Genomic DNA, 21,693 nt, shown 5'->3' on the forward strand with positions numbered 1-21,693 from the left:
CCGTGGGGGCAATGCCATTTGGCATTACCCCCACGTCTAACTCTGTGGGAGGGGGCAATTGTGCATTTAACCGGTGTTTCTTATCTAAGAGGCGCCACGAGATAACCGGCTAAGGAGGCCGAAGGCATGTTTGAAAATCTATCCGAACGCCTTTCTGGCGTCTTTGATCGGCTGACCAAACAGGGCGCCCTGTCCGAAGAAGACGTCAAAACCGCCCTGCGTGAGGTTCGGGTTGCCCTGCTTGAGGCCGACGTCTCGCTGCCGGTTGCCCGTGAATTCGTCAAAAAAGTTCAGAGCCAGGCCACCGGCCAGGCGGTCACCAAGTCGATCACTCCCGGTCAGCAGGTCGTTAAAATCGTGCATGATACGCTGGTCGACGTGCTGCGCGGCGAGGAAGACCCCGGTGCGCTGAAGATCGACAACCCGCCTGCCCCGATCCTGATGGTCGGTCTACAGGGCTCGGGTAAGACCACCACCACCGGTAAGCTTGCCAAACGCCTGAAAGAGAAAGAGGGCAAAAAGGTCCTCATGGCCTCGCTCGACGTCTACCGCCCGGCTGCGATGGATCAGCTGGCCGTTCTGGGCACGCAGGTCGGCGTCGATACCCTGCCGATCGTCCCTGGCCAGAAACCGGTCGATATTGCCAAGCGCGCCAAGCAGCAGGCGACGCTGGGTGGCTATGACGTCTACATGCTCGACACTGCAGGGCGTCTGCATATCGACGAAGTGCTGATGGACGAGGTCGAGCAGGTCCGCAACGCGGTAGACCCGCGCGAAACGCTGCTGGTGGTCGACGGCCTGACCGGCCAGGTCGCTGTTGAGGTCGCCGAAGAATTCGATGCCAAGGTCGGCATCTCCGGCGTAGTTCTGACCCGGATGGACGGTGACGGACGTGGCGGTGCGGCGCTGTCGATGCGCGCGGTCACCGGCAAGCCGATCCGCTTTGTCGGCTTGGGCGAAAAGATGGACGCCCTCGAAACCTTCGAGCCGGACCGGATCGCCGGTCGTATTCTGGGCATGGGCGACATCGTTGCCCTGGTCGAAAAGGCCCAGGAAACGATGGAGATGGAACAGACCGAGCGCATGATGAAGCGCATGGTCAAAGGTCAGTTCAACATGAACGACCTGAAAATGCAGCTGGAGCAGATGATCCAGATGGGTGGCATGCAGGGCATGATGGGCATGATGCCGGGCATGAACAAGATGGCCAAGCAGATGGATCAGGCCGGTCTGGACGACAAAATCCTGCGCCAGCAGATCGCCCTAATCCAGTCGATGACCAAACGCGAACGTGCCAACCCGCAACTGTTGCAGGCTAGCCGTAAGAAACGGATTGCCGCCGGTTCCGGGATGGAGGTCAGCGACCTCAACAAGCTGCTCAAAATGCACCGGCAGATGTCGGACATGATGAAGAAGATGGGCAAGATGGGTAAAGGCAAGATGCTGAAACAGGCCATGAAGGGCATGTTCGGCAAAGGCGGCCCGTCGCCCGAAGAAATGGCCGCAGGCATTGACCCCAAGGCGCTGGAACAGGCGGCCAAGGCTATGGGCGGCAAAATGCCCGGCATGCCCGGTATGGGCGGCGGCATGGCTCTGCCTCCGGGCCTCAGCGGGTTCGGGAAGAAAAAGTGACGCCCGCACGCTGCACCCAGCCCCCGTCCGGTAAGGCGGCGATGGCAGCAGCGCAGTATCGCGCGCCCCTGCCGGTCCTTAAGACCCGGCGGCTGGTTCTGCGCGCGCCCACGTTGGACGACCTGTCGGTGTGGACTTCGATCTGCAAGGAGAGCTTTGGTGACACCGATCAGGACGCCTGGACCGAGTTCTCCTACTACACCTCTGGCTGGCTGTTGCACGGACATGGTCTGTTCACCGTCACACTGAAAGAGGATGCACAGGTCATTGGCTTTGTCATTCTGGGTCTCGAATGGGACGATCAGGAACCCGAGCTTGGTTACCTGTTCCGCGCAGATCACAGACTGCAGGGTTACGCCAGCGAGGCATGTTCCGCTGTTCGCGATTTCGGGTTTGACCTGTTGGGGGTGGGGCAATTCGTAAGCTATGTATCGGCATCAAATGCCCGTTCGAATGCGTTGGCACAGCGTCTGGGCGCATCGCGCGACGCAGTTGCCGAACGTGCATTTGATGCAGACCAGCATGTCTGGCGCTATGACGAGGTGCCGGCATGAAACTTGATCTAGCCATACCGACTCTGGAAACCGAGCGCTTGATCCTGCGCGCACCAGCCGAAGCTGATCTGGACGCGGACGCCGCGTTCTTTGCCAGCGATGCCGCACAATATGTCGGTGGGCCTCTGCGTCGTGATGAAGTGTGGCGGATCATTGCCATGCATTTTGGTCATTGGGCTCTGCGCGGCTATGGATATTGGAGCGTGGACGAAAAAGACACTGGCACCTATGTCGGGCGGATCGGCCTTTGGTTTCCCGAAGGTTGGCCCGAGCCCGAGGTCGGTTGGACCCTGATGAATAATGCAACCGGAAAGGGCTATGCGACCGAGGCCGCCTTGGCCGCGCGCGCCCATGCCTATGACATTTTGGGTTGGGACACGGCAATTTCACTGATCGACCCGGAAAACCACGCCAGCAAGGCCGTGGCCAAGCGGCTGGGCGCCAAGCTCGACTACCACTACGAACACCCGAAATTCGGCGCGACCGAGATTTGGCGCCACCCTGCCCCCGCCGATCTGGTGAATGGCGGCATGGAGGCTTACGCATGATCCACATCGCTTTGCCCGCAAAGAGGAACGGCCAATGACCAACCCCGTGACACAGGCTGCCGTGCTGTTGAAAGAGCATCGCGAAAGCATCGACCGGCTGGACGCGATCCTTGTCTATACGCTGGGCGAGCGGTTCAAGCACACGCAGGCTGTTGGCAAGCTCAAGGCCGCACACGACCTTCCCCCGTCCGATCCCTCGCGCGAAGCTGCGCAGATCGCACGATTAGAAGACCTGGCGAAAGAGGCCGATCTGGACCCCGACTTCGCCAAGGCTTTCCTGAATTTCATCATTCAGGAAGTCATCCGACACCACAAGAAACACCAGAATTAACCGGAAACGATCCCGGTAAACGCCATCCAAAGGAGATACCACCATGGCAATGAAAATTCGTCTCGCCCGCGGCGGCTCGAAAAAACGTCCTTTCTACCGCATCGTGGCTGCTGACAGCCGCATGCCCCGTGACGGCCGTTTCATCGAGAAACTGGGCACCTACAACCCGCTGCTGCCGAAAGACAGCGAAGAGCGCGTGAAAATGAACATGGAGCGCATCCAGTACTGGCTGGATCAGGGCGCACAGCCCACCGACCGTATCGCGCGCATGCTGGAAGCTGCTGGCACCCGTGACAAAGCCGAGCGTAACAACCCCAACAAGGGGACCCCGGGCAAGAAAGCTCAGGAACGCGCGGAAGAGAAAGCTGCAAAGGCTGCTGAAGCTGCCGAAGCAGCTACTGCACCGGCTGAAGAAACAGCAGCAGAAGAATAAGCAGGCGAGCGCGTGCAGGATCAGACTTTCACTGACGATTTCCGCACGCAGTTCGATCTGTTGATGCGGCTCCGGCGCGATGTGCGCCGGTTCCGCACCGACGCGATAGACGAGGCAGTGCTGATGCGCTGCCTCGACGCGTTTCGACTGGCCCCTTCGGTAGGGCTCAGCGAACCCTGGCGTGTGATCCGCGTCGAAAGTGAGGCCGCGCGTGCCGCGGCGCTTGAGAATTTCCAAACCGCCAACGCGCAGGCGTTGGACGGTTATTCCGGCGAAAAAGCCCAACTTTACAGCCAGTTGAAATTGTCCGGCATGCAAGAAGCCCCGGTGCAATTGGCGGTGTTCTGCGATGATGCCACCGATAAGGGGCAAGGTCTGGGTGCCGGAACCATGCCCGAGATGCGGCGCTATTCTGTTGTGTCTGCCGTTACCCTGTTCTGGCTCACCTTGCGGGCCGAGGGGCTGGGGCTGGGCTGGGTGTCCATTCTGGACCCTGATCAGTTGGCCCGCGATCTGAACGTGCCGAACGACTGGCGCCTGATCGGCTATTTCTGCGTCGGACGCCCCGAAGAGTTTTCCGACACCCCCGAATTGGAACGTGTCGGCTGGGAAAGCCGCCGCGACACGCTGCCGATTGAGGTGCGCTAAGGATGTTCGGGCTTATTCGACTTCCCATCCTGCTGATGATCGCATTTATTGTAGGCGTGTTCTTTGAACGCTCGAACCAACGCGAGGCCTGTGAGGCACGCGGTGATTGGCAGGACGGATTATGTGTGACGGTGGACAAGCCAAATGAGTGATCTGATCTGTGTCGGCAGCATTGCGGGCTCGTACGGGGTACGCGGCGAAGTGCGCCTGAAAAGCTTTTGCGCGGTCCCCGAGGATATCGAGACCTATTCCCCACTGACGGACGAAAACGGCGGCGAGCGTTACCCCTTGGTTTTGACCCGCCCCATCAAGAACGGGTTCGCCGCCCGATTGGGCGGTATTGAAACCAAGGAACAAGCGGACGCGATCAATGGCCTGCGTCTGTATGCCCGTCGCGATCAGCTGCCCTCGTTACCCGACGACGAATTCTATCACACCGACCTGATCGGGCTTGAGGTTTACGACACCGGCGGCACTCTGCTGGGTCGGGTGAAATCGGTGCAAAACCACGGCGCGGCCGACTTGCTGGAGCTTCATGGGCCGGGTCTGAAATCAACCGTCCTGCTGCCCTTTACGCGCGAGGCTGTTCCGACGGTAGATCTGGATAAGGGCCGCATTGTCGCGGATCCGCCCGAAGGGCTGATCTGATGCGAAGGGTTTTGTTGCATCTAGGGCTGCACAAAACCGGCACCACCGCGGCTCAGTCTTTCTTGTATGACAACCGCGAATTGATCTGGCCGCATTTTTCGCTGATCCTGCCCTATCGCACTCGAAACTCGGGCCTGTCCCGCGCAGCCACCACACATTCCATTTATGGCACCGTGGGTACGTTGTCCGAATTCGGCACCCGGATGCGCGCCTTTCTCGATACGCTGGATTTCGGCACCAGACGCGGATTGATCGTCAGCGAAGAAAACTTTGCCGGACTACGCCCTAGCCGCAACATCGAACAGGGCTATGCAGCCGCACCGGAACTTGCCGCTTGTTTAGTGGATGCGGTCCGGCATCGCTTTGACCAGCAAGAGGTCGAAATCACGATCTACCTGTCCTTGCGCCAGCGCGGCGGCTGGCTGCGCAGCCTCTGGGCGCATGATCTGGAACGCATGCGTCAGGTCCATGACTTCGAAGCCTTCCGGGCAAGCATGGATCATCTGCCATCTTTGCAAGACACGGCAGACCAAATCCGCGATCGGTTGCCTTCGGTCACGGTAAAGACAGGTTGGCTTGAGGAATTGCAACTGCAACGCTTTGGTCCCGGCACCCCGTTCGCCGAATTTCTGAACCTGTCGCGCGACAAAACCAAACGTCTGGTACCGCCTTCCCGGGTGAACAATCGCCTACCCGAGGACGTTCTGGCGGAATTGCTGGATTTGAATCGCTCACGTCTGGACGAAGCCGCCTTGATCGCGCAAAAGACGGCGATAATTGAACGCGCAAAAGGCGCTCTGACCGGCACGACATGACAGACAAACCCAGCAAATCCCACGGTCGCAAGGCGATCCGCCCAACCCTGAAACCTCGCGAGCTGTTGACCCCCACGCCTGATCTGCACGGGGTGTGGAAGGCCAAGATTATCACTCTGTTTCCTTCAGCCTTTCCTGGGGTGCTGGGCGAAAGCCTGACCGGCAAGGCATTGCAGGAAGGTTTGTGGCAGCTGGAAACCGTTGATCTGCGCCCGTTCGGCATCGGCAAACATCGCAACGTCGACGACACGCCTGCGGGTGGTGGTGCAGGTATGGTGCTGCGTGCCGACGTTCTTGGAGAGGCGATAGAACACACGATGGCGGGTGTTCAGGGCAATTGGCCGTTGATTTACCTCAGCCCGCGTGGTCGCCGGATGGATCAGCGCATGATGCAGAACCTCGCGCGCTGCGACGGCATGACCCTGCTGTGTGGTCGCTTCGAGGGCGTCGATGAACGGGTGTTGGAACATTACGGCGTTCAAGAAGTCAGCTTGGGCGACTTCGTCATGACTGGCGGTGAAATCGCGGCGCAGGCGCTGATCGACGCCACGGTCCGATTGATACCCGGCGTGCTGGGCAATCAGGCCTCGGCCGAGGAGGAGAGCTTTTCGTCAGGCCTGCTGGAACACCCGCAATACACGCGCCCGGCCGAATGGAAAGGCCGCCCGATCCCCGATATCCTGATGTCCGGCCACCACGGGCGCATTACCGAATGGCGGCACGACATGTCGGAACAGATCACCCGCGAACGGCGACCCGATCTGTGGGAGAACTACCGAAAAGAGCGGGACTAACCCCCCGCCTTCCAGCGCGCCCAAGCCTCGGGGTGGCCGTTGAACGTGTTGATATCCACCTTGCCCTGCACGCCCGGCACCAGCCCGGTGCCGGTATATTGCCAGAACCGCCAGGATGATTTCGGATAAACCTGATGGGGATGCCCGGCAACGGATCGCAGCCAGAATTCGGTTCCGCGCAGACGCCCGATTTCTGTATCCCCATGGAAATCCACCGTTGTGTAAACAATCGGACGACGACCATAGTGACGTTCCAGAATATCTAGAAACCGTTTGGCCTCTGCCCGGACGGTGGCACCATCGGGGCGCAACCTGCAGGTTCTGGAATGCGGGGTCCACTCCATATCCAGCACATGCGGCAGGTCGGCCCCCTTTGGCACATTCTTGATGAACCACCGGGCCTGTTCATGGGCTGGACGGCAGAAATAATAATAATGATACGCCCCCCATGGCACGCCCGCGGCCTGCGCGCCTCGGCGATGGACTTCGAACAAGGGGTCGGCGACATCGCCGCCCTCGGTCGCTTTGATGAACACAAAACTGACGCCTGATGCCTTGGCCTGATGCCAGTCAATCGGCCCCTGCCAACGAGACACATCCAGCCCATGCACCGGATAATGGCCGGGATGCCGCCCATCCCAGTCATGCGGATCGGCGTCGCCAAAGGCCGGGTAGATGACCGAAGGGGAAGTTGTACTCAGAAAAGCTTTGGCCTCGACCTTTTGAGGCGGAGGGGTGCTGCGACCGCAAGACAGGGTCGCAAAGGCCAATGCGGCCAACATCAATGCAATGCGCATGATCGGTTCCTGTTTTAAATTTCTGCTCTTATAATTGCCCCCCAGAATGCCTGATCGGCATGATAAGGCAACGGTGCAGTTTGCTGACGGCGAAAACCCACCATCCTTGCGTTGAAAATATGGTGTTTTTATCTTGATCCCTGATCGCAAACCCCGTAAAGCAGCGCAATCCGGTGCCGCGCGACGCGACTCCGGTGTTTTGGTTTGCATCATGGCGCAACGCTTAGCTTTCTTCAGCCAAGGCGTGTCAGGGCGGACCGGACCAAAGGAACACTCGATCTGACCTCTGGCGGGCTGTGCGCAGGACCCGATGAAGACCAAGAGCTCTCAGGCCGTGCTTAACTTCGTGGACCAACCACGAGCAGATAGGAGTAACTGCGATGGACCTGATCGCACAGCTTGAGGCGGAACAGATTGCCGCCCTGGGGAAGGACATCCCCGATTTCAAAGCCGGTGACACCATCCGTGTCGGCTTTAAAGTGACCGAAGGGTCGCGCACCCGTGTGCAGAACTACGAAGGCGTCTGCATCGCGCGCAAAGGTGGCGACGGCATCGCCGGTTCGTTCACCGTCCGCAAAATCTCGTTTGGCGAAGGCGTGGAGCGTGTATTCCCGCTGCATTCGACCAACATCGACAGCATCACCGTTGTCCGCCGTGGCCGCGTTCGTCGCGCCAAACTGTACTATCTGCGCTCGCGCCGTGGTAAATCCGCGCGTATCGCAGAAGTCACCAACTACAAGCCCAAGGCTGGCGCCGAGGCGTAAGGAGCGGAAAGATGAAAAAAGACATCCATCCCGATTATCACGTCATCGACGTCAAAATGACCGATGGCACCGTGGTTCAGATGAAGTCCACCTGGGGCGCCGAAGGCGACCAGCTGGCTCTGGAAATCGACCCCTCTGTGCACCCCGCATGGACCGGCGGTTCGTCGCGCCTGATGGACGCCGGCGGCCGTGTGTCGAAGTTCAAGAAGAAATACGAAGGTCTGGGCTTCTAATCCCAACCCGTTTCGAATGCGAAAGGCCGTCCCGAGGGGCGGCCTTTTTCTTTTTGGGACAGGCATATGAGACGATACAAAGGGCCTACCAGAAAGGAAGCCCCTGAAGGCACCCTCGCCGACCTCACGCGTCACACGCAGGGTTCGCCGCACAATGCTAAAAAAGTGCTACACTTGACACCAAAAACCGCCCTGATACGACGGAGACCCTGAAATGCCCAAGTACAATGATATGTTCGAACTTTCGGTGCAGGATATGGATCTGATCGAAACGGCTTTGCGCGGCTTGGCTGCCTCCCGTTCGCTGGCAACACCAGATGAAACGGATGACGGCAAAGTGGTTCGCGAAAATACCCTGCGCCGCGTCCATGATCTACTTGGCAAGCTGCACGATCAGAAGGTTTTCTATCGACCCAAAGATGGGGTGTACCTTGGAGGTTAAACCCATTTGATCCAGACTGGTCGACGTCTTTTTCCGCTATTGCATTTACCGGGGTTTGCGCGTCAGTTCTGCCGCACTGTGCAACGGCGGCACCGGCCCGCGCAGCAGCAGCAATGCCAGTACCATGCCGACAAGCGCGGCAACCGCGGCGACCACCATGGCGCTGTCAAAGGCATTGTCCTGCAATTCGCGCAAAGCTTTGGCCAAGACAGAGCTGGTCGACGGGTCCATCCCCGCGATCAATTGCTGGATCTGGCTGGGCGTGCCGTGGGTCAGCGCATGTGCCAGATCCTCGCGCTGGGTTGACCCAGCGGGCAGCGCAGCGATCACCTCGGACAGACCGCGGCGAATTGTGATGGACTCGGCCAGTCCACCGACAACCGCTCCAAGGGTGGCTCCGAAATAAAGGCAGGCGTTGATCACGCCCGATCCTTGGCCGACATGTTCTTCGGGTAGAAGACGCAGGCCGAGGCGCGGCAGCAAGGAAAAACAGATCCCCATACCGATGCCGACAATCATAAGTTTCCACCAAATCTCGGCATATTGCGTGGAATTGTTGGTTGTCATCAGCAACAGGAACCCGCAGGCCATCGCGCCCAGGCCAATTGTAACGGGCCACCGGAAACTGTAGGGCGCCAAAAAGCGGGGCGCGGTCACCGAGATGACGAACATGCTGAGGCTGAGCGGCATGATCGCCAGCCCTGCCCCGATAGAGCTGTATCTGAAGGCGTCCGGCGACTGCACGAAGGTGTTGAAATAAACAAAAAAGCAGAACAACGTGAAGCCCGTAACAAACATGCCCGCCGCTGCCATAAAGTAACGCGGATGGCGAAAGTATCGCAGTTCGACCAGCGGATCTGCGCTGCGGCGTGAAACAATCACCAGCACGACGGTCGCCATTGCCGCGATGGCCAACGGCACCAAAGTAAACGGCGTGGCCCATCCACCACTTTCCCCATTGCTGAGCGCAAAGGAAAGTGGCCCGAGGAACAACAGGATGGCAACTGCACCCGGATAGTCGAACTTCGCACCGGCAAGGCGGGTGTCGGGTATGTATTTCCGTTTGCTGACATACATTCCGATGGCAAAGGCAACAGCCAGCAGCAGAAGATCAGCCGCAAAAACCGCTCGCCAACTGACATAGTGGCCAAAAGCCCCGCCGACGATAGGCCCGACACCAATGGCCAGTCCAACGATCGCGCCCCAGGCCCCGGTGACACTGGCGCGCTGCTCCTCGGGCGTAGCGGCAGTCAACAAGGACAAAGAGGTGCCGAACAGTGCCGCGGCCCCTGCCCCCTGTGCGCCGCGACCAATCAGCAGCATCGCCCCATCCTGAGCAAACAGCGCCGAGGCTGACCCGATCGCAAAGACGATCATACCAAAGAAAAATACGCCCATCTTGCCGGTAATGTCGCCCAGACGGCTGACGATGGTGACAAGCGTCGCACTGGCCACGGAATAGGTTGCCATCACCCATTGCAGCCCGGACGGGGTCAGGTCGAACTCGGCCTTCAGGTTGGGCAGGATGGTGGTCACGGCGGTCGTATTGAACCCCACGACCATCATACAGATCGCCGTCATCGCCAGCACCACGCGGGCACGCGCCTGTGGGGTGACTTCTTCCGAGGTCTTGCCAGTCATCAACGTCCCTCAAATTGTATATCTTTAATGCAATTTATCAGCAGTTTAGCGATTTTTGCCGCTGCGCATAGGGTGTCCGTCAGATCCAGTAGGACAGCGCAACCGGCAGGACCACAATCGTGGTCAGTGTTGATACCAAAATGAACCCGGCAACATCCGGGCCATATTCCGGCATGTGCTGATCAATGAACAAGTAAGTCGCCACCGAAGATGGCATCAGACAACACAGGATAAACGCGCCGCGTTCAGCCCCGGTAAAGCCGAACGCCCAGACCAGCGCGCTTGAGATTGCAACCGCCATAACCAGATGCAGCAGGGTCAGCACCACCGCCAGACCCAGACGATTGATCCGCAAAGTCGCCAGTGTATGGCCCAGCGTCAGCAACATCAGCGGAATCGACAGCCCTCCGAGAATGTCGAAGGACTTGGCTATTGGTTGCGGCAAGTTGTACCCGGTCGCCATCAAAATCAGCGAGAGGGTCACAGCGTAGATGATCGGCGAGGTGGCAATTTTCCGGGGCGAGAATTCTCCGGCTGGAATCCACATGCCGATGGTGAAGATGCTGATCAGCACGACGACAACGAAGCCCATCGCATAGGCCATGCCTGCGTCCCCCAACGCCAGCAGCGTGATCGGCAAGCCGATATTGCCCACATTGCTGTGCATCAACGGTGTCAGAAACGCACGAACCGGCAAGCGCATCGCCTTCAGGGCGACGAACCCCAGCACTCCGAATCCGGCAATGGCCAGCGCGGCGGCGGTCATCACATCCAGAAAGGTATCGATAGCAATACTCGTGGCAGACAGGTGTGAGATAATCAGCGTCGGATAGCCCACACGCGACACGATCCCCCCGATCACCTTATTGTCGAACGGCGCTTTGATCAGGGCCAGACAATAGCCGATTCCGGCACATATCAGCACGGGCAAGACCACGTTCAGAACGTTCAGAAACAGATGATCCACCGGCCGCCCCTATCGCATTTCTTTGCGTCTGACACTGAAACAGGGCACTACTTTTGGCAAGCACACAGCTTAACCCTATCCTACGTCATAGTTTTCCAATTTAGAGCCTGAAATCACCGATTGAGGTTCTTCCCATCTCGGTTTCCACAACATATAGTGGTTCGCAACAACGTGTGCGAAGCACGGCGGGACATGGGAATACAGGCATGGCACATATCATCGTAGTCGGAAACGAGAAGGGCGGCGCAGGCAAATCGACCGTGTCGATGCATGTCGCCACCGCACTGGCACGACTGGGTCACAAAGTCAGCACGCTGGACCTGGATCTGAGACAGCGCAGCCTGGGACGATATTTCGAAAACCGCGGCAAATTCATGAACGGGTCCGAGTTCCCCTTGCCCAGCCCGCGCCACCATGACCTGCCCGAGATCGACGCCTCCAAGCTGAAACCCGGTGAGAATATCTATGACCACCGCCTGTCCGCCGCCGTCTCTGAACTGGAAAGCGACAGCGATTTTATCCTGATCGACTGCCCCGGCTCTCACACCCGGCTCAGCCAGGTGGCGCATTCGCTGGCCGATACGCTGATCACTCCGCTGAACGACAGCTTCATCGACTTTGACTTGTTGGCACGGATCGATTCAAAGGGTGAGAAAATTCTTGGCCCCTCGGTCTATTCCGAAATGGTCTGGAACGCGCGGCAATTGCGGGCGCAGGCCGGGCTCAAGCCCATCGACTGGGTAGTCGTGCGCAACCGCGTTGGTACACAGCGCATGGTCAACAAGGAAAAGATGCAGCGCGCGATTGAAATGCTGTCTCAACGCATCGGTTTCCGCGTCGCGTCTGGCTTTTCCGAGCGGGTTATCTTCCGCGAGCTGTTCCCGCGTGGCCTGACATTGTTGGACCTCAAGGATATCGGGGTCAAACAGCTGAACATCTCGAACATCGCAGCCCGGCAGGAACTGCGCGACATGATGAAGGAATTGAACCTGCCTGGGGTCGAGATCGACTTTTAGAAATTGTTCTGACAAGGCTGCGTAACCAAGTCGCTATACTCCACCCTTGCTCTTGCGCTGTCCCTGACGCAAACTTGTTTGCGGAGGAGGCATGTCATGACATCCAAGACCGCTGGTTCCACGCCACCTGACAAACTGACGCCGCAGCAACAGGCTATGCCCAAAGTCAACAAAGTGACCACCGGTGATATCACTGCGTCGCTGAAGGCCGGGTTTTCCGACTTTTTAGCTCGTCCCTTAATGAGCGGTTTCTTCGGCCTCTTCTATGCCGTTTTCGGAATCCTGTTTGTTTGGGGGTTGGTCTGGCTCGGCAAGATTTGGATGATCATTCCCGCCATTGTAGGCTTTCCACTGGTCGCGCCTTTCGCCGCGGCCGGGCTTTATGAAATGTCCCGTCGGTTGCAAAAAGGGGAAAGCTTCGGCTGGTCCGAAATCCTCACCGTCATGGCCAATCAACGCAAGCGTGAACTGGGCTGGATGGCCTTTGTCACCTTGTTCATTTTCTGGGTGTGGGTTTACCAGGTTCGGCTTTGGCTGGCGATTATCCTGCAGAATGCATCCTTCTCGGATTTTGACGGGTTCTTGAACACTGTCTTCTTCACGACGCAGGGTTGGATTTTTCTGGCTGTTGGCACCTGCGTAGGCGGCTTTCTGTCGGCTGTGCTGTTCACGGTGACCGTCATCGCCATGCCCATGCTGCTGGACCGGGAAACCAATTTCGTTTCTGCCATGATAACGTCCATTCGCGTCGTGACGGAAAACCCGGTGGTCATGCTTAGTTGGGCGGCGATCATCTCGGTCACCATGCTATTATCGATGGTTCCGGCGTTTCTAGGCCTGATCTTCACTCTGCCAATCCTTGGCCACACCACCTGGCACCTGTATAAGCGGGCCGTTTCACCGGCAGAGAGCTAATCAACCCAACCAGTTAAAACGCCCCGACTATGCCTCGGCAGCGTTGTAGACCGTAAACAACTCTTTCGGCTCGGACACGCCGCGCAGCATGTAGCGCCCGACCGAGATCAGGTCCTGACCGCAAGGCTGGGCCGCGCGGGCCACGTCATCCGAGATCAGAATTCTCTGCCCCAGCGACCGGTGCATTCCAGCGATCCGTGCGGTCTGGTTTACGGCTGGCCCGATAACAGTGAAATCCAACCGGGTCTCGGACCCGATATTGCCATACAAAATCTCGCCCGCATGCAGGGCCAGAGTAAAGTTGGCCACTGGTAAACCGTTTGCCTTACGGCGGGCGTTTAGGGCCTCCATCCGCTGCTGCAACATCGGTACAGCCTTCAGCGCGGCGCGCGCGTCTTCGTCGATCTCGCCGACGTCGAACATCGCCATCAGCCCATCGCCCATGAATTTCAGAATATTGCCGTCATTGTCGTGAACGACACCAACGGCTACGGCCAGATAGTCATTCAGCATGTCGATGATTTCAGCACCCGGAAGCTCTTCGGAAAGGCTTGTGAATCCTTCCAGGTCAAAATTCCACATCACCGCATCGATCTGCTGCAGTGATCCCCGCCGGATTTCACCAGACAGCACCCGCCGTCCCGCATCGCGACCCAGATAGACCCGCATCAAATCCTTGGAAACACGCGCACTTGCAGCAGATTTCAGCGCCAGCCCCAGATGGGGCAAGGCTGTGTGGATCAAATCCAGATCTTTGTCCTCGAACCCCATGGGGGCGTTCGATGTCCAAGACAACAGCACCCCGTCTACCGCATTTTTGGCGTCCATCGGCGCATTGTGAGTGGGAACGTTAAAATTAACACCAGTGGCGTAATAATCGGTCGCGCCGATTTGGCGCAGGTCGTTTAACAAAGGAAAACGGCTGGCTTCGTTCTGATCGACCAGGCGTTCGCGGATCTCGTCCATCTCATTGTTCAAGATCGCAAACAAAGGGCTTTGCTGCCACTGTTCGCTGGGTTGCTCGGAATACTCAAAGGTCTCGGATTCTCCGCCCTTGCCCTCGTACCAGCTGAACCCGGTCCCGCCGTAAACGGGATGCAAGGCCGACTGCGCGGCGTGAAAACGCATTAGCGGCACGCCAAGTTCCAAAAGTTTGTTGCAATAGCCATCCAGCAGCTCTTCTTTCGCGGCCCCTTCCAGGCCGCGTGTAACCAACCAGTCAATAAGATCATTGGATTTTGCCGTTTCGGCAGTCAGGGTCGTCATTTTTATATTATTCCAGTGTCCGCTCTGGTTGTCATCTGGGGACCGGTGGCCGCGATTACCAGTGCTCACTCCATATGTGCCAGCCGCCGCAGCATATCGCGAAATTGCACGACTTCATCTGCGTTAAATTGGGCCGCCAGCTTTGCATCATATTGCTCGGCAATACCGCTCAGCTCGCGATAGACGGTTTGCCCTGTCTGGGTCAACATCAAGTTTTCGACCCTGCGATCTGATTCACTGCGATTGCGCACAAGAAATCGTCGGATCTCCAAACTGTGTACTGCTCGGCTGATCTTGGTTTTGTGCAACCGGGCGCGTTCGCCGATCTCTTTCGCGGTCATCTCGCCATAATTACCCAGATGGAACAGAACCCGCCATTCGGTGCGCAGCATACCGTAGCGGTCCTTGTAAACCTGCTGAAACTCCAGAGAGCTTTCTTCGGCAGCGCGGTTCAACAAATATGGCAGGAAATCCTGTAAATCAAAGTCATCTTTTTTTGTGGAATCATGCTGGGTCATGCTTGTTAGTTACAAAATCAACTATTATCCGGCAAGCAGCAAATGGAGGAACACTGGATGAACCATCCGACTGATCCGCATCAGATGACCCAAGCCAGCACCCCGGTTGGCACTCATGCGGGCTATATGCCCGGCTTCGGCAATGATTTTGAGACCGAAGCCCTGCCCGGTGCGCTGCCGCAGGGGATGAACAGCCCTCAGAGGTGTAATTACGGCCTGTATGGCGAACAGCTCAGCGGCACGGCGTTCACCGCCAACCCGCCCGAGCGGACGTGGTGTTACCGCATCCGGCCGTCGGTCAAGCATTCGCATCGCTACGAAAAGACCGACCTACCCTATTGGAAATCCGCGCCTTGCGTTGATCCGGATGTGATCAGCCTTGGCCAATACCGCTGGGATGCAGTGCCCCATTCCGATCAGGGGCTGACTTGGCTGACTGGCATGCGCACCATGACCACGGCGGGCGATGTGAACACACAAGTGGGTATGGCCAGCCACATCTATCTGATCACAGAGTCGATGGTGGACGCCTATTTCTACTCGGCCGATTCCGAATTGCTGGTGGTACCGCAAGAAGGCCGCCTGCGGTTTGCGACCGAGTTGGGGATCATTGACCTTGAACCCAAAGAAATCGCCATCATCCCGCGCGGGCTGGTCTATCGGGTCGAGGTGCTGGACGGCCCCGCACGCGGATTTGTCTGCGAGAATTACGGCCAGAAGTTCGAGCTGCCCGGCCGTGGCCCGATCGGCGCCAATTGCATGGCCAATCCGCGAGACTTCAAAGCGCCGGTGGCGGCGTTTGAAGACCGCGAGGTGCCCTCGACCGTGACCGTCAAATGGTGCGGGCAGTTCCACACAACGAAGATCGGTCAAAGCCCACTGGATGTGGTTGCCTGGCACGGCAACTATGCGCCCTACAAATACGATCTGCGCACCTATTGCCCGGTCGGCGCGATCCTGTTCGACCACCCCGACCCGTCGATCTTTACCGTGCTGACCGCGCCCTCGGGGCAGCCGGGCACGGCCAATATCGACTTTGTCCTGTTCCGCGAACGCTGGATGGTGGCCGAAGACACATTCCGCCCACCGTGGTATCACAAGAACATCATGTCCGAGTTGATGGGCAACATCTACGGTCAGTATGACGCCAAACCGCAGGGCTTTGTTCCCGGCGGGATGAGCCTGCACAACATGATGCTGCCGCACGGGCCGGATCGCGAGGCGTTCGAAAAGGCCTCGAATGCCAACCTGGGGCCCGACAAGCTGGACAACACCATGTCCTTCATGTTCGAGACCCGTTTCCCACAGCATCTGACACCTTTTGCCACCAATGAGGCCCCTTTGCAGGACGATTACATTGACTGCTGGACCTCTCTTGAGAAAAAGTTCGACGGAACCCCTGGCAAAAAGTGAGGCTTAGATGAGCTTTGATATCTGGATCACCTATGTCATCACCGTCTTGCTGCTGATGAGCACACCAGGCCCCAGCCAATTGCTGATGCTGTCCAATTCCGCGACCAATGGCCTGAAACGCGGCGTGTTCACGGCGGCAGGGGATCTGACGGCCAATCTGCTGCAAATGCTGGCCGCGGGGCTTGGATTGGCCGCGATCATTGCGGCCTCGGGCACAGCGCTGGCGGTGATCAAATGGCTGGGCGTGGCCTATCTGGTGTTCCTTGGGGTCAAGATGATCGTAAAGGCGGACCGCAAGACCACGCAGACCGCGTCGCGCGCCAGCCGCAAGGCGCTGTGGATGCAGGGTTTCATCACCTCGGCCGCCAATCCCAAGGCTGTAGTTTTCTTCGCGGCCCTGTTCCCGCTGTTCATCGACGGCGCGCTGCCATTCTGGCCGCAATTCGCAATCCTGTCCGTCACCTATCTGACCATCGACGGGCTGTTTTTGACCGCCTATGGCGGCAGCGCCAGCTGGCTGGCTGCGCGGCTCAAGGGTTCAGCACGGCTGTGGCTGGATCGGGCGGGCGGCGGGTTCATGATAGTGGCCGCGCTTCTGCTGGGCCTAAAATCCTTGCGCGACGCGCAATAGATCAGACAAACAAGGATCACAGATGCCTTTGATGAAATCCTGGGTGGCCTCGGCCAATGACGCGGCCCACCCGTTTCCGCTGAACAACCTGCCCTATGGCGTGTTTTCTACCGGGGGCAACGAGCCCCGATGTGGTGTCGCCATCGGTGACATGATCCTGGATGTCACCTCAGCCGAATCCGAGGGTCTGATCGAGCTGTCCGATGAGCCGCTGTTTGATCTGCCCTTCTGGAATCCGCTGATGGAGCAAGGCCCCGCCGTCTGGGCCGCCTTGCGCGACCGGCTGATAGATTTGCTGACCGAAGGGTCGGAAGAGCAAGACAAGGTCGAACCCCTGCTTGTCGCGCAGGCAGAGGCTGAAATGCACATGCCGTTTGCCGTCAGCGAATACACCGATTTCTATGCGGGACGGCATCACGCCCAAAATGTCGGAACCATGTTCCGCGGCCCGGAAAACGCGCTGCCGCCGAACTGGCTGCACATTCCGATCGGCTATAACGGCCGGGCGTCGTCAGTTGTTGTCTCGGGTACGGGCATTCGCCGCCCGTGGGGTCAGCTGAAAGGGCCGAATGACGACAAGCCCCGCTTTGCCCCCTCTGCCCGGTTCGATATCGAACTGGAAATGGGCGCCATCGTCGGCACCCCGTCGGAGGGTCCGATCTCGGTGCAGGAGGCGGACGGCAACATCTTTGGCTACGTCCTGCTGAACGACTGGTCCGCGCGTGATATCCAGGCTTGGGAATACCAGCCCCTCGGCCCGTTTCAGGCAAAGGCCACGGCCACCTCGATCAGCCCTTGGATTGTCACCAAAGCGGCGTTGGAGCCATTCCGCTGTGACACCCCGGAACGTGAGGTCGAACTGCTGGATCACCTGAAAGATTGCGGCCCGATGCTGTATGACATCGATCTGTCGGTCACCATGGCTCCCAAAGGCAAGGCCGCCACAACCATCGCGCGGACCAATTACAAGGAAATGTACTATTCAGCCGCGCAACAACTGGCACATCACACCACATCCGGCTGCCCGATGAACACCGGCGATCTGCTGGGGTCTGGCACCATTTCGGGCCCAACCAAGCCCGAACGCGGCTCGCTGCTGGAGCTAAGCTGGGGGGGAAAGGAACCCCTGACAATGGACAGCGGCGAAACCCGCAGTTTCATAGAAGATGGGGACACGCTAGAGTTGAAGGGCGCTGCCAAAGGTGACGGTTACACGATTGGCTTCGGCAATTGCACCGGAACCGTTCTCGCCGCGCTCGACACCCCATATGCACGATGAAACGTGCCCAAAAGTGATTGGATCAAACGTGACACTGAAAACTCTTGTTGCTTCTCTGATACTGGCTATCGGGTTCAGCCATTCGGCCTTGGCCGCCGATAATCAAGCCTTGGCCGAGGAATATGTGAAGTTGTCGGATGTGCAATTGATGATGGACAACATGTTCTCACCCGAAGGTATGGCAGCGCAGGTTGCAGCCACTCTTCCGCCGGGCGTTACTGTGACGGAGGACCAGTTGCAGCGCATCGGTGTTGTGATGTCTGGCGCGATGCAAAGCCTGCGTCCGAAATTGGAACAGCAGATGATCGACAGCAGCGCTGACTTGTTCTCGGCCGAAGAACTGTCTGCATTGATCGATTTCTACGGATCAGAGCATGGCAGTGCCATCATGGGCAAAATGCAGCCGTTCATGCAGCAAACCATGGGAGCCCTGTCCGCTGACATGCAGCGCGTGACCTTGCAGATCACACCTGAGTTGGCAAAAATCCTGCAGGAAAAAAACTGATGACAAAGGCCTTCGCCTCACAATCGGATCTTTCAGAGAAGGCGATCTCGTTCACCGAAATTGGCGAGGGCCTATATGCCTTTACAGCGCAGGGCGATCCAAATTCAGGCGTGATTATCGGCGACGACAGCGTGATGATTATCGAAGCACAAGCCACACCGCGGCTGGCACGCAAGGTGATCGACTGCGTGCGTTCTGTCACGGATAAGCCGATTACACATTTGGCGCTGACGCATTACCACGCCGTCCGCGTACTCGGCGCCAGTGCCTATGGCACGCAGCAGATCATCATGTCGGACAAGGCCCGCGCCATGGTTGCCGAACGCGGGCAAGAGGATTGGGATAGCGAGTTTCAACGCTTTCCCCGCCTGTTTGAAGGACACGAAAGCATTCCCGGCCTGACGTGGCCCACGACTTCATTCCGCGACAGGATGACTGTTTACCTAGGCAATCGCAGGGTCGACCTCATGCATCTGGGTCGCGCCCACACTGCCGGGGACATCGTGATCCATGTGCCGGACCAGAACGTGATGTTCACCGGCGACATCGTCGAATATCATTCCGCCTGCTACTGCGGTGACGGGCATTTCGGCGACTGGGGCGGTACGCTGGACGCAATCAAGGCGTTTGATGTGAATGCCATTGCCCCGGGGCGCGGGGATGCGCTGATCGGGGCAGACATGGTGAACGCAGCGATAGAAAGCACCCGCGACTTCGTCAACAGCACCTACCGTCCGGCGGCACGGGTCGCTGCGTGTGGCGGCACCTTAAAACAGGCCTGGGATGCTGTGCGCGCTGAATGCGACCCCAAATTCGCCGACTATGCGATCTATGAACACTGTTTGCCCTTCAACGTCGCGCGCGCCTATGACGAGGCACGCGGCATTGACACACCACGCATCTGGACCGCCCAGCGCGACCTTGAGATGTGGTCGGATCTGCAAAGTTAAGGACATTCCGTCGCATTTGATCCAGATCGTTTTGCGTCGGAAAAATCAATGAAAGCATTGGGCAAGGTCTCGGGCGTGGCCGCGTCAGAGGACAGGAGATTTGCGTCTTGCGCGCATATGTATCGGGGGAGAACCCATGAACAAGATTTTCGAAGTCCCACTTTATGCCTACGAACGCAGCCCGGATCAGGACGCTGCCATCGCCATCCGGCACAAGGTCATTGTGGTTGGTGCCGGGCCGGTCGGGCTGGTCACTGCGATAGATCTGGCCCAGCAAGGTGTCCCGGTCGTGGTGTTGGATGACAATGACAAGGTCAGCTTCGGCAGCCGGGCCATCTGCTTTTCGCAACGTACACTGGATATTGCTGACCGTCTGGGCGCGGGTAGCCCCATGGTGGACAAGGGCGTGCAGTGGAATGTCGGCAAGGTCTATTTCGACAATCGCCAGGTCTATGAGTTCAATTTGCAACCCGACACGGGCTATGCAAACCCGGCCTTCATCAATCTTCAGCAATACTATTTCGAAAATGCTCTGGTCGACCGTGTGCGGCAATTGCAGGCTTCGGGCGCGCCCATCGAAATCCGTGGGCGCAACAAGGTCGAGGCCATCGGCACCCATGACACCCACGTGGTGCTTGAGGTCGAGACCCCTGAGGGGCCCTATAACGTAGAAGCCGAGTGGCTGATTGCCTGCGACGGTGCCAGCTCTCCTACCCGTCGAATGCTGGGGCTGGATTTTGATGGCCGCGTCTTCGAAGACAACTTCCTGATCGCTGACGTGGTGATGGAAGCCGATTTCCCCACCGAGCGCTGGTTCTGGTTCGATCCGCCGTTCAATCGCGGACAATCAGCGTTGCTGCATAAACAACCCGACAATGTCTGGCGTATTGACCTGCAACTGGGGTGGGACATCGACAAAGAGCGCGAAAAACGCCCCGAGAATGTCATCCCTCGCCTCAAGGCGATGCTGGGCGAGGATGTGGATTTCGATTTGGAATGGGTGTCGATCTATACGTTCCAGTGCCGCCGAATGGAGCGTTTCCGCTATGGGCGCGTTCTATTTGCCGGGGACAGCGCCCATCAGGTCAGCCCGTTCGGTGCGATGGGGGCTAATACAGGGATACAGGATGCAGATAACCTTTGCTGGAAGCTGAAACTGGTTCTGGACGGCAAAGCGCCCGAAATTCTGCTGGATAGCTACAGCCGCGAAAGAGTGCAGGCTGCGGACGAGAATATCGCGAAATCCAGCCGCTCGACCGATTTCATAACGCCGAAATCCCAGATGTCGCGCCTGTTGCGGGACGCGGTTCTGGATCTCAGCGAACATTTCGAATTCGCCCGCCCTCTGGTCAATTCCGGACGGTTGAGCACGCCCTGCACCTATCAGGGGTCTTCGCTCAGCTCAGCCGATGCACTTAACGGCCCGGATATCACGCGACCGGGCTCAGCCTGCCCGGATGCGCCCCTGGGCAATGAATTCCTGTTGCCAAAACTGGCGGGCAAGTTCACCCTGTTGACTATTGACGCCGACGCCCCCGAGTGGATCGAAGAAGACGGGGTCGAGGCCACCCGGCTTGCGTTGACGGTCAAGGATGACCTGACACTGGAACTGAAGCGTCGGTATCTGGGCGATGCCGCGGGCGCAGTCTATTTGATACGCCCTGACCAGCATGTTGCCGCGCGGCGTGACAGCTACGAAGAAAACGCATTCCGGCAGGCGATCCGCCGGGCCACCGGCAAGGAGTAAGCAAAATGGCTGATCTGATCCTCACCCCAAATCTCGACAATGCCGATGATTTCTATGCCGGGTTGCTGGCCGCCCATGACGGGTTGGACAAGTCCGCAAGCGACGCGTTGAACGCGCGTCTGGTGCTGGTGCTGGCGAACCATATCGGGGACTCCGACGTGCTGAACCAGGCGGTCGAGGCCGCGGCCCTTAGAGAGACCTGAAAC

At 58.3% G+C, this 21,693-nt stretch carries 27 protein-coding genes; 22 read left to right on the forward strand and 5 right to left on the reverse strand.

Features of this window, described 5'->3' with window-relative positions; all coding sequences use genetic code 11:
• Nucleotides 1-126 precede the first annotated feature (126 nt).
• Genes ffh through trmD form a run of 10 tightly spaced genes read left to right on the forward strand, consistent with a single transcriptional unit; the run spans nucleotide 127 to nucleotide 6,403 of the window.
• Nucleotides 127-1,632 carry a signal recognition particle protein gene (gene ffh / locus AB1A64_RS13945; protein WP_366551964.1) on the forward strand — a complete coding sequence of 502 codons (1,506 nt, stop codon included), beginning with the start codon at nucleotides 127-129 and terminating at the stop codon, nucleotides 1,630-1,632.
• Nucleotides 1,629-2,186, forward strand: coding sequence for a GNAT family N-acetyltransferase (locus AB1A64_RS13950; protein WP_366551965.1), 558 nt, complete (start codon nucleotides 1,629-1,631; stop codon nucleotides 2,184-2,186). Before ffh ends, AB1A64_RS13950 begins: the two co-directional genes overlap by 4 nt.
• Entirely contained in the window at nucleotides 2,183-2,734 is a 552-nt protein-coding gene (locus AB1A64_RS13955; RefSeq protein WP_366551966.1) for a GNAT family N-acetyltransferase, read from the forward strand. Before AB1A64_RS13950 ends, AB1A64_RS13955 begins: the two co-directional genes overlap by 4 nt.
• 34 nt (nucleotides 2,735-2,768) lie before the next feature.
• A complete protein-coding gene (locus AB1A64_RS13960) occupies nucleotides 2,769-3,065 on the forward strand; it encodes a chorismate mutase (protein WP_366551967.1) in 297 nt (98 codons plus the stop codon).
• A gap of 43 nt (nucleotides 3,066-3,108) precedes the next feature.
• The gene (rpsP, locus tag AB1A64_RS13965) at nucleotides 3,109-3,498 is read left to right on the forward strand and encodes a 30S ribosomal protein S16 (protein WP_366551968.1); all 390 of its coding nucleotides are present in this window, start codon (nucleotides 3,109-3,111) and stop codon (nucleotides 3,496-3,498) included.
• Between the two features lie 12 nt (nucleotides 3,499-3,510).
• A complete protein-coding gene (bluB, locus tag AB1A64_RS13970; RefSeq protein ID WP_366551969.1) occupies nucleotides 3,511-4,146 on the forward strand; it encodes a 5,6-dimethylbenzimidazole synthase in 636 nt (211 codons plus the stop codon).
• A 2-nt stretch (nucleotides 4,147-4,148) separates the two neighbouring features.
• Nucleotides 4,149-4,298 carry a hypothetical protein gene (locus AB1A64_RS13975; RefSeq protein WP_165590802.1) on the forward strand — a complete coding sequence of 50 codons (150 nt, stop codon included), beginning with the start codon at nucleotides 4,149-4,151 and terminating at the stop codon, nucleotides 4,296-4,298.
• A complete protein-coding gene (rimM, locus tag AB1A64_RS13980) occupies nucleotides 4,291-4,794 on the forward strand; it encodes a ribosome maturation factor RimM (protein WP_170350321.1) in 504 nt (167 codons plus the stop codon). The genes AB1A64_RS13975 and rimM overlap by 8 nt, the downstream gene beginning before the upstream one ends.
• Nucleotides 4,794-5,609, forward strand: a complete 816-nt coding sequence (locus AB1A64_RS13985) for a hypothetical protein (protein WP_366551970.1) — start codon at nucleotides 4,794-4,796, stop codon at nucleotides 5,607-5,609. The genes rimM and AB1A64_RS13985 overlap by 1 nt, the downstream gene beginning before the upstream one ends.
• The gene (gene trmD, locus AB1A64_RS13990; protein WP_366551971.1) at nucleotides 5,606-6,403 is read left to right on the forward strand and encodes a tRNA (guanosine(37)-N1)-methyltransferase TrmD; all 798 of its coding nucleotides are present in this window, start codon (nucleotides 5,606-5,608) and stop codon (nucleotides 6,401-6,403) included. Before AB1A64_RS13985 ends, trmD begins: the two co-directional genes overlap by 4 nt.
• Here trmD and AB1A64_RS13995 read toward each other — a convergent pair.
• On the reverse strand, nucleotides 6,400-7,200 hold the full coding sequence (locus AB1A64_RS13995; protein ID WP_366551972.1) for a GH25 family lysozyme: 801 nt from the start codon (nucleotides 7,198-7,200) through the stop codon (nucleotides 6,400-6,402). The genes trmD and AB1A64_RS13995 overlap by 4 nt on opposite strands.
• 380 nt (nucleotides 7,201-7,580) lie before the next feature.
• On the opposite strand from AB1A64_RS13995, the gene rplS reads away from it, so the two are divergent.
• The 3 genes from rplS (at nucleotide 7,581) to AB1A64_RS14010 (ending at nucleotide 8,639) form a co-directional block, all read left to right on the forward strand.
• On the forward strand, nucleotides 7,581-7,964 hold the full coding sequence (gene rplS, locus AB1A64_RS14000; protein WP_366551973.1) for a 50S ribosomal protein L19: 384 nt from the start codon (nucleotides 7,581-7,583) through the stop codon (nucleotides 7,962-7,964).
• Between the two features lie 11 nt (nucleotides 7,965-7,975).
• Entirely contained in the window at nucleotides 7,976-8,197 is a 222-nt protein-coding gene (gene rpmE / locus AB1A64_RS14005) for a 50S ribosomal protein L31 (protein WP_050605278.1), read from the forward strand.
• Between the two features lie 214 nt (nucleotides 8,198-8,411).
• Nucleotides 8,412-8,639, forward strand: coding sequence for a hypothetical protein (locus tag AB1A64_RS14010; RefSeq protein ID WP_170350315.1), 228 nt, complete (start codon nucleotides 8,412-8,414; stop codon nucleotides 8,637-8,639).
• Nucleotides 8,640-8,684: 45 nt separating this feature from the next.
• Here AB1A64_RS14010 and AB1A64_RS14015 read toward each other — a convergent pair whose 3' ends face one another.
• A complete protein-coding gene (locus AB1A64_RS14015) occupies nucleotides 8,685-10,280 on the reverse strand; it encodes an MFS transporter (RefSeq protein ID WP_366551974.1) in 1,596 nt (531 codons plus the stop codon).
• Between the two features lie 79 nt (nucleotides 10,281-10,359).
• A complete protein-coding gene (locus AB1A64_RS14020) occupies nucleotides 10,360-11,247 on the reverse strand; it encodes an AEC family transporter (protein WP_366551975.1) in 888 nt (295 codons plus the stop codon).
• Nucleotides 11,248-11,453: 206 nt separating this feature from the next.
• Here AB1A64_RS14020 and AB1A64_RS14025 point away from each other — a divergent pair, with 206 nt between their 5' ends.
• Together AB1A64_RS14025 and AB1A64_RS14030 are read left to right on the forward strand one after the other, a co-directional pair.
• Nucleotides 11,454-12,263 (forward strand): division plane positioning ATPase MipZ, encoded by an 810-nt coding sequence (locus AB1A64_RS14025; RefSeq protein ID WP_366551976.1) that lies wholly within the window; start codon nucleotides 11,454-11,456, stop codon nucleotides 12,261-12,263.
• 96 nt (nucleotides 12,264-12,359) lie between these two features.
• Complete coding sequence (locus AB1A64_RS14030; RefSeq protein ID WP_366551977.1) at nucleotides 12,360-13,178, forward strand: DUF2189 domain-containing protein; 819 nt, start codon at nucleotides 12,360-12,362, stop codon at nucleotides 13,176-13,178.
• Nucleotides 13,179-13,205: 27 nt separating this feature from the next.
• Here the strand turns inward: AB1A64_RS14030 and AB1A64_RS14035 are convergent, their stop codons facing one another.
• Together AB1A64_RS14035 and AB1A64_RS14040 are read right to left on the reverse strand one after the other, a co-directional pair.
• Nucleotides 13,206-14,444, reverse strand: a complete 1,239-nt coding sequence (locus tag AB1A64_RS14035) for an adenylate/guanylate cyclase domain-containing protein (RefSeq protein ID WP_366551978.1) — start codon at nucleotides 14,442-14,444, stop codon at nucleotides 13,206-13,208.
• A 65-nt stretch (nucleotides 14,445-14,509) separates the two neighbouring features.
• On the reverse strand, nucleotides 14,510-14,962 hold the full coding sequence (locus AB1A64_RS14040) for a MarR family winged helix-turn-helix transcriptional regulator (RefSeq protein ID WP_366551979.1): 453 nt from the start codon (nucleotides 14,960-14,962) through the stop codon (nucleotides 14,510-14,512).
• Nucleotides 14,963-15,019: 57 nt separating this feature from the next.
• Between AB1A64_RS14040 and hmgA the strand changes: the two genes are divergently transcribed.
• From hmgA to AB1A64_RS14075, 7 genes are all read left to right on the forward strand, one after another.
• The gene (hmgA, locus tag AB1A64_RS14045; protein WP_366551980.1) at nucleotides 15,020-16,375 is read left to right on the forward strand and encodes a homogentisate 1,2-dioxygenase; all 1,356 of its coding nucleotides are present in this window, start codon (nucleotides 15,020-15,022) and stop codon (nucleotides 16,373-16,375) included.
• 7 nt (nucleotides 16,376-16,382) lie between these two features.
• Nucleotides 16,383-17,006 carry a LysE family translocator gene (locus AB1A64_RS14050; protein ID WP_366551981.1) on the forward strand — a complete coding sequence of 208 codons (624 nt, stop codon included), beginning with the start codon at nucleotides 16,383-16,385 and terminating at the stop codon, nucleotides 17,004-17,006.
• A gap of 22 nt (nucleotides 17,007-17,028) precedes the next feature.
• Nucleotides 17,029-18,285 carry a fumarylacetoacetase gene (fahA, locus tag AB1A64_RS14055; protein ID WP_366551982.1) on the forward strand — a complete coding sequence of 419 codons (1,257 nt, stop codon included), beginning with the start codon at nucleotides 17,029-17,031 and terminating at the stop codon, nucleotides 18,283-18,285.
• Nucleotides 18,286-18,313: 28 nt separating this feature from the next.
• Nucleotides 18,314-18,790: a DUF2059 domain-containing protein gene (locus AB1A64_RS14060; protein ID WP_366551983.1), complete on the forward strand. Its 477-nt coding sequence runs from the start codon at nucleotides 18,314-18,316 to the stop codon at nucleotides 18,788-18,790.
• Nucleotides 18,790-19,740, forward strand: coding sequence for an MBL fold metallo-hydrolase (locus tag AB1A64_RS14065; RefSeq protein WP_366551984.1), 951 nt, complete (start codon nucleotides 18,790-18,792; stop codon nucleotides 19,738-19,740). The genes AB1A64_RS14060 and AB1A64_RS14065 overlap by 1 nt, the downstream gene beginning before the upstream one ends.
• Before the next feature lie 136 nt (nucleotides 19,741-19,876).
• The gene (locus tag AB1A64_RS14070; RefSeq protein WP_366551985.1) at nucleotides 19,877-21,487 is read left to right on the forward strand and encodes an FAD-dependent oxidoreductase; all 1,611 of its coding nucleotides are present in this window, start codon (nucleotides 19,877-19,879) and stop codon (nucleotides 21,485-21,487) included.
• A 5-nt stretch (nucleotides 21,488-21,492) separates the two neighbouring features.
• Nucleotides 21,493-21,690, forward strand: coding sequence for a DUF2783 domain-containing protein (locus AB1A64_RS14075; protein WP_366551986.1), 198 nt, complete (start codon nucleotides 21,493-21,495; stop codon nucleotides 21,688-21,690).
• Nucleotides 21,691-21,693 lie beyond the last annotated feature (3 nt).

This window comes from Ruegeria sp. ANG10, from assembly GCF_040705255.1.
Taxonomy (GTDB): Bacteria; Pseudomonadota; Alphaproteobacteria; order Rhodobacterales; family Rhodobacteraceae; genus Ruegeria.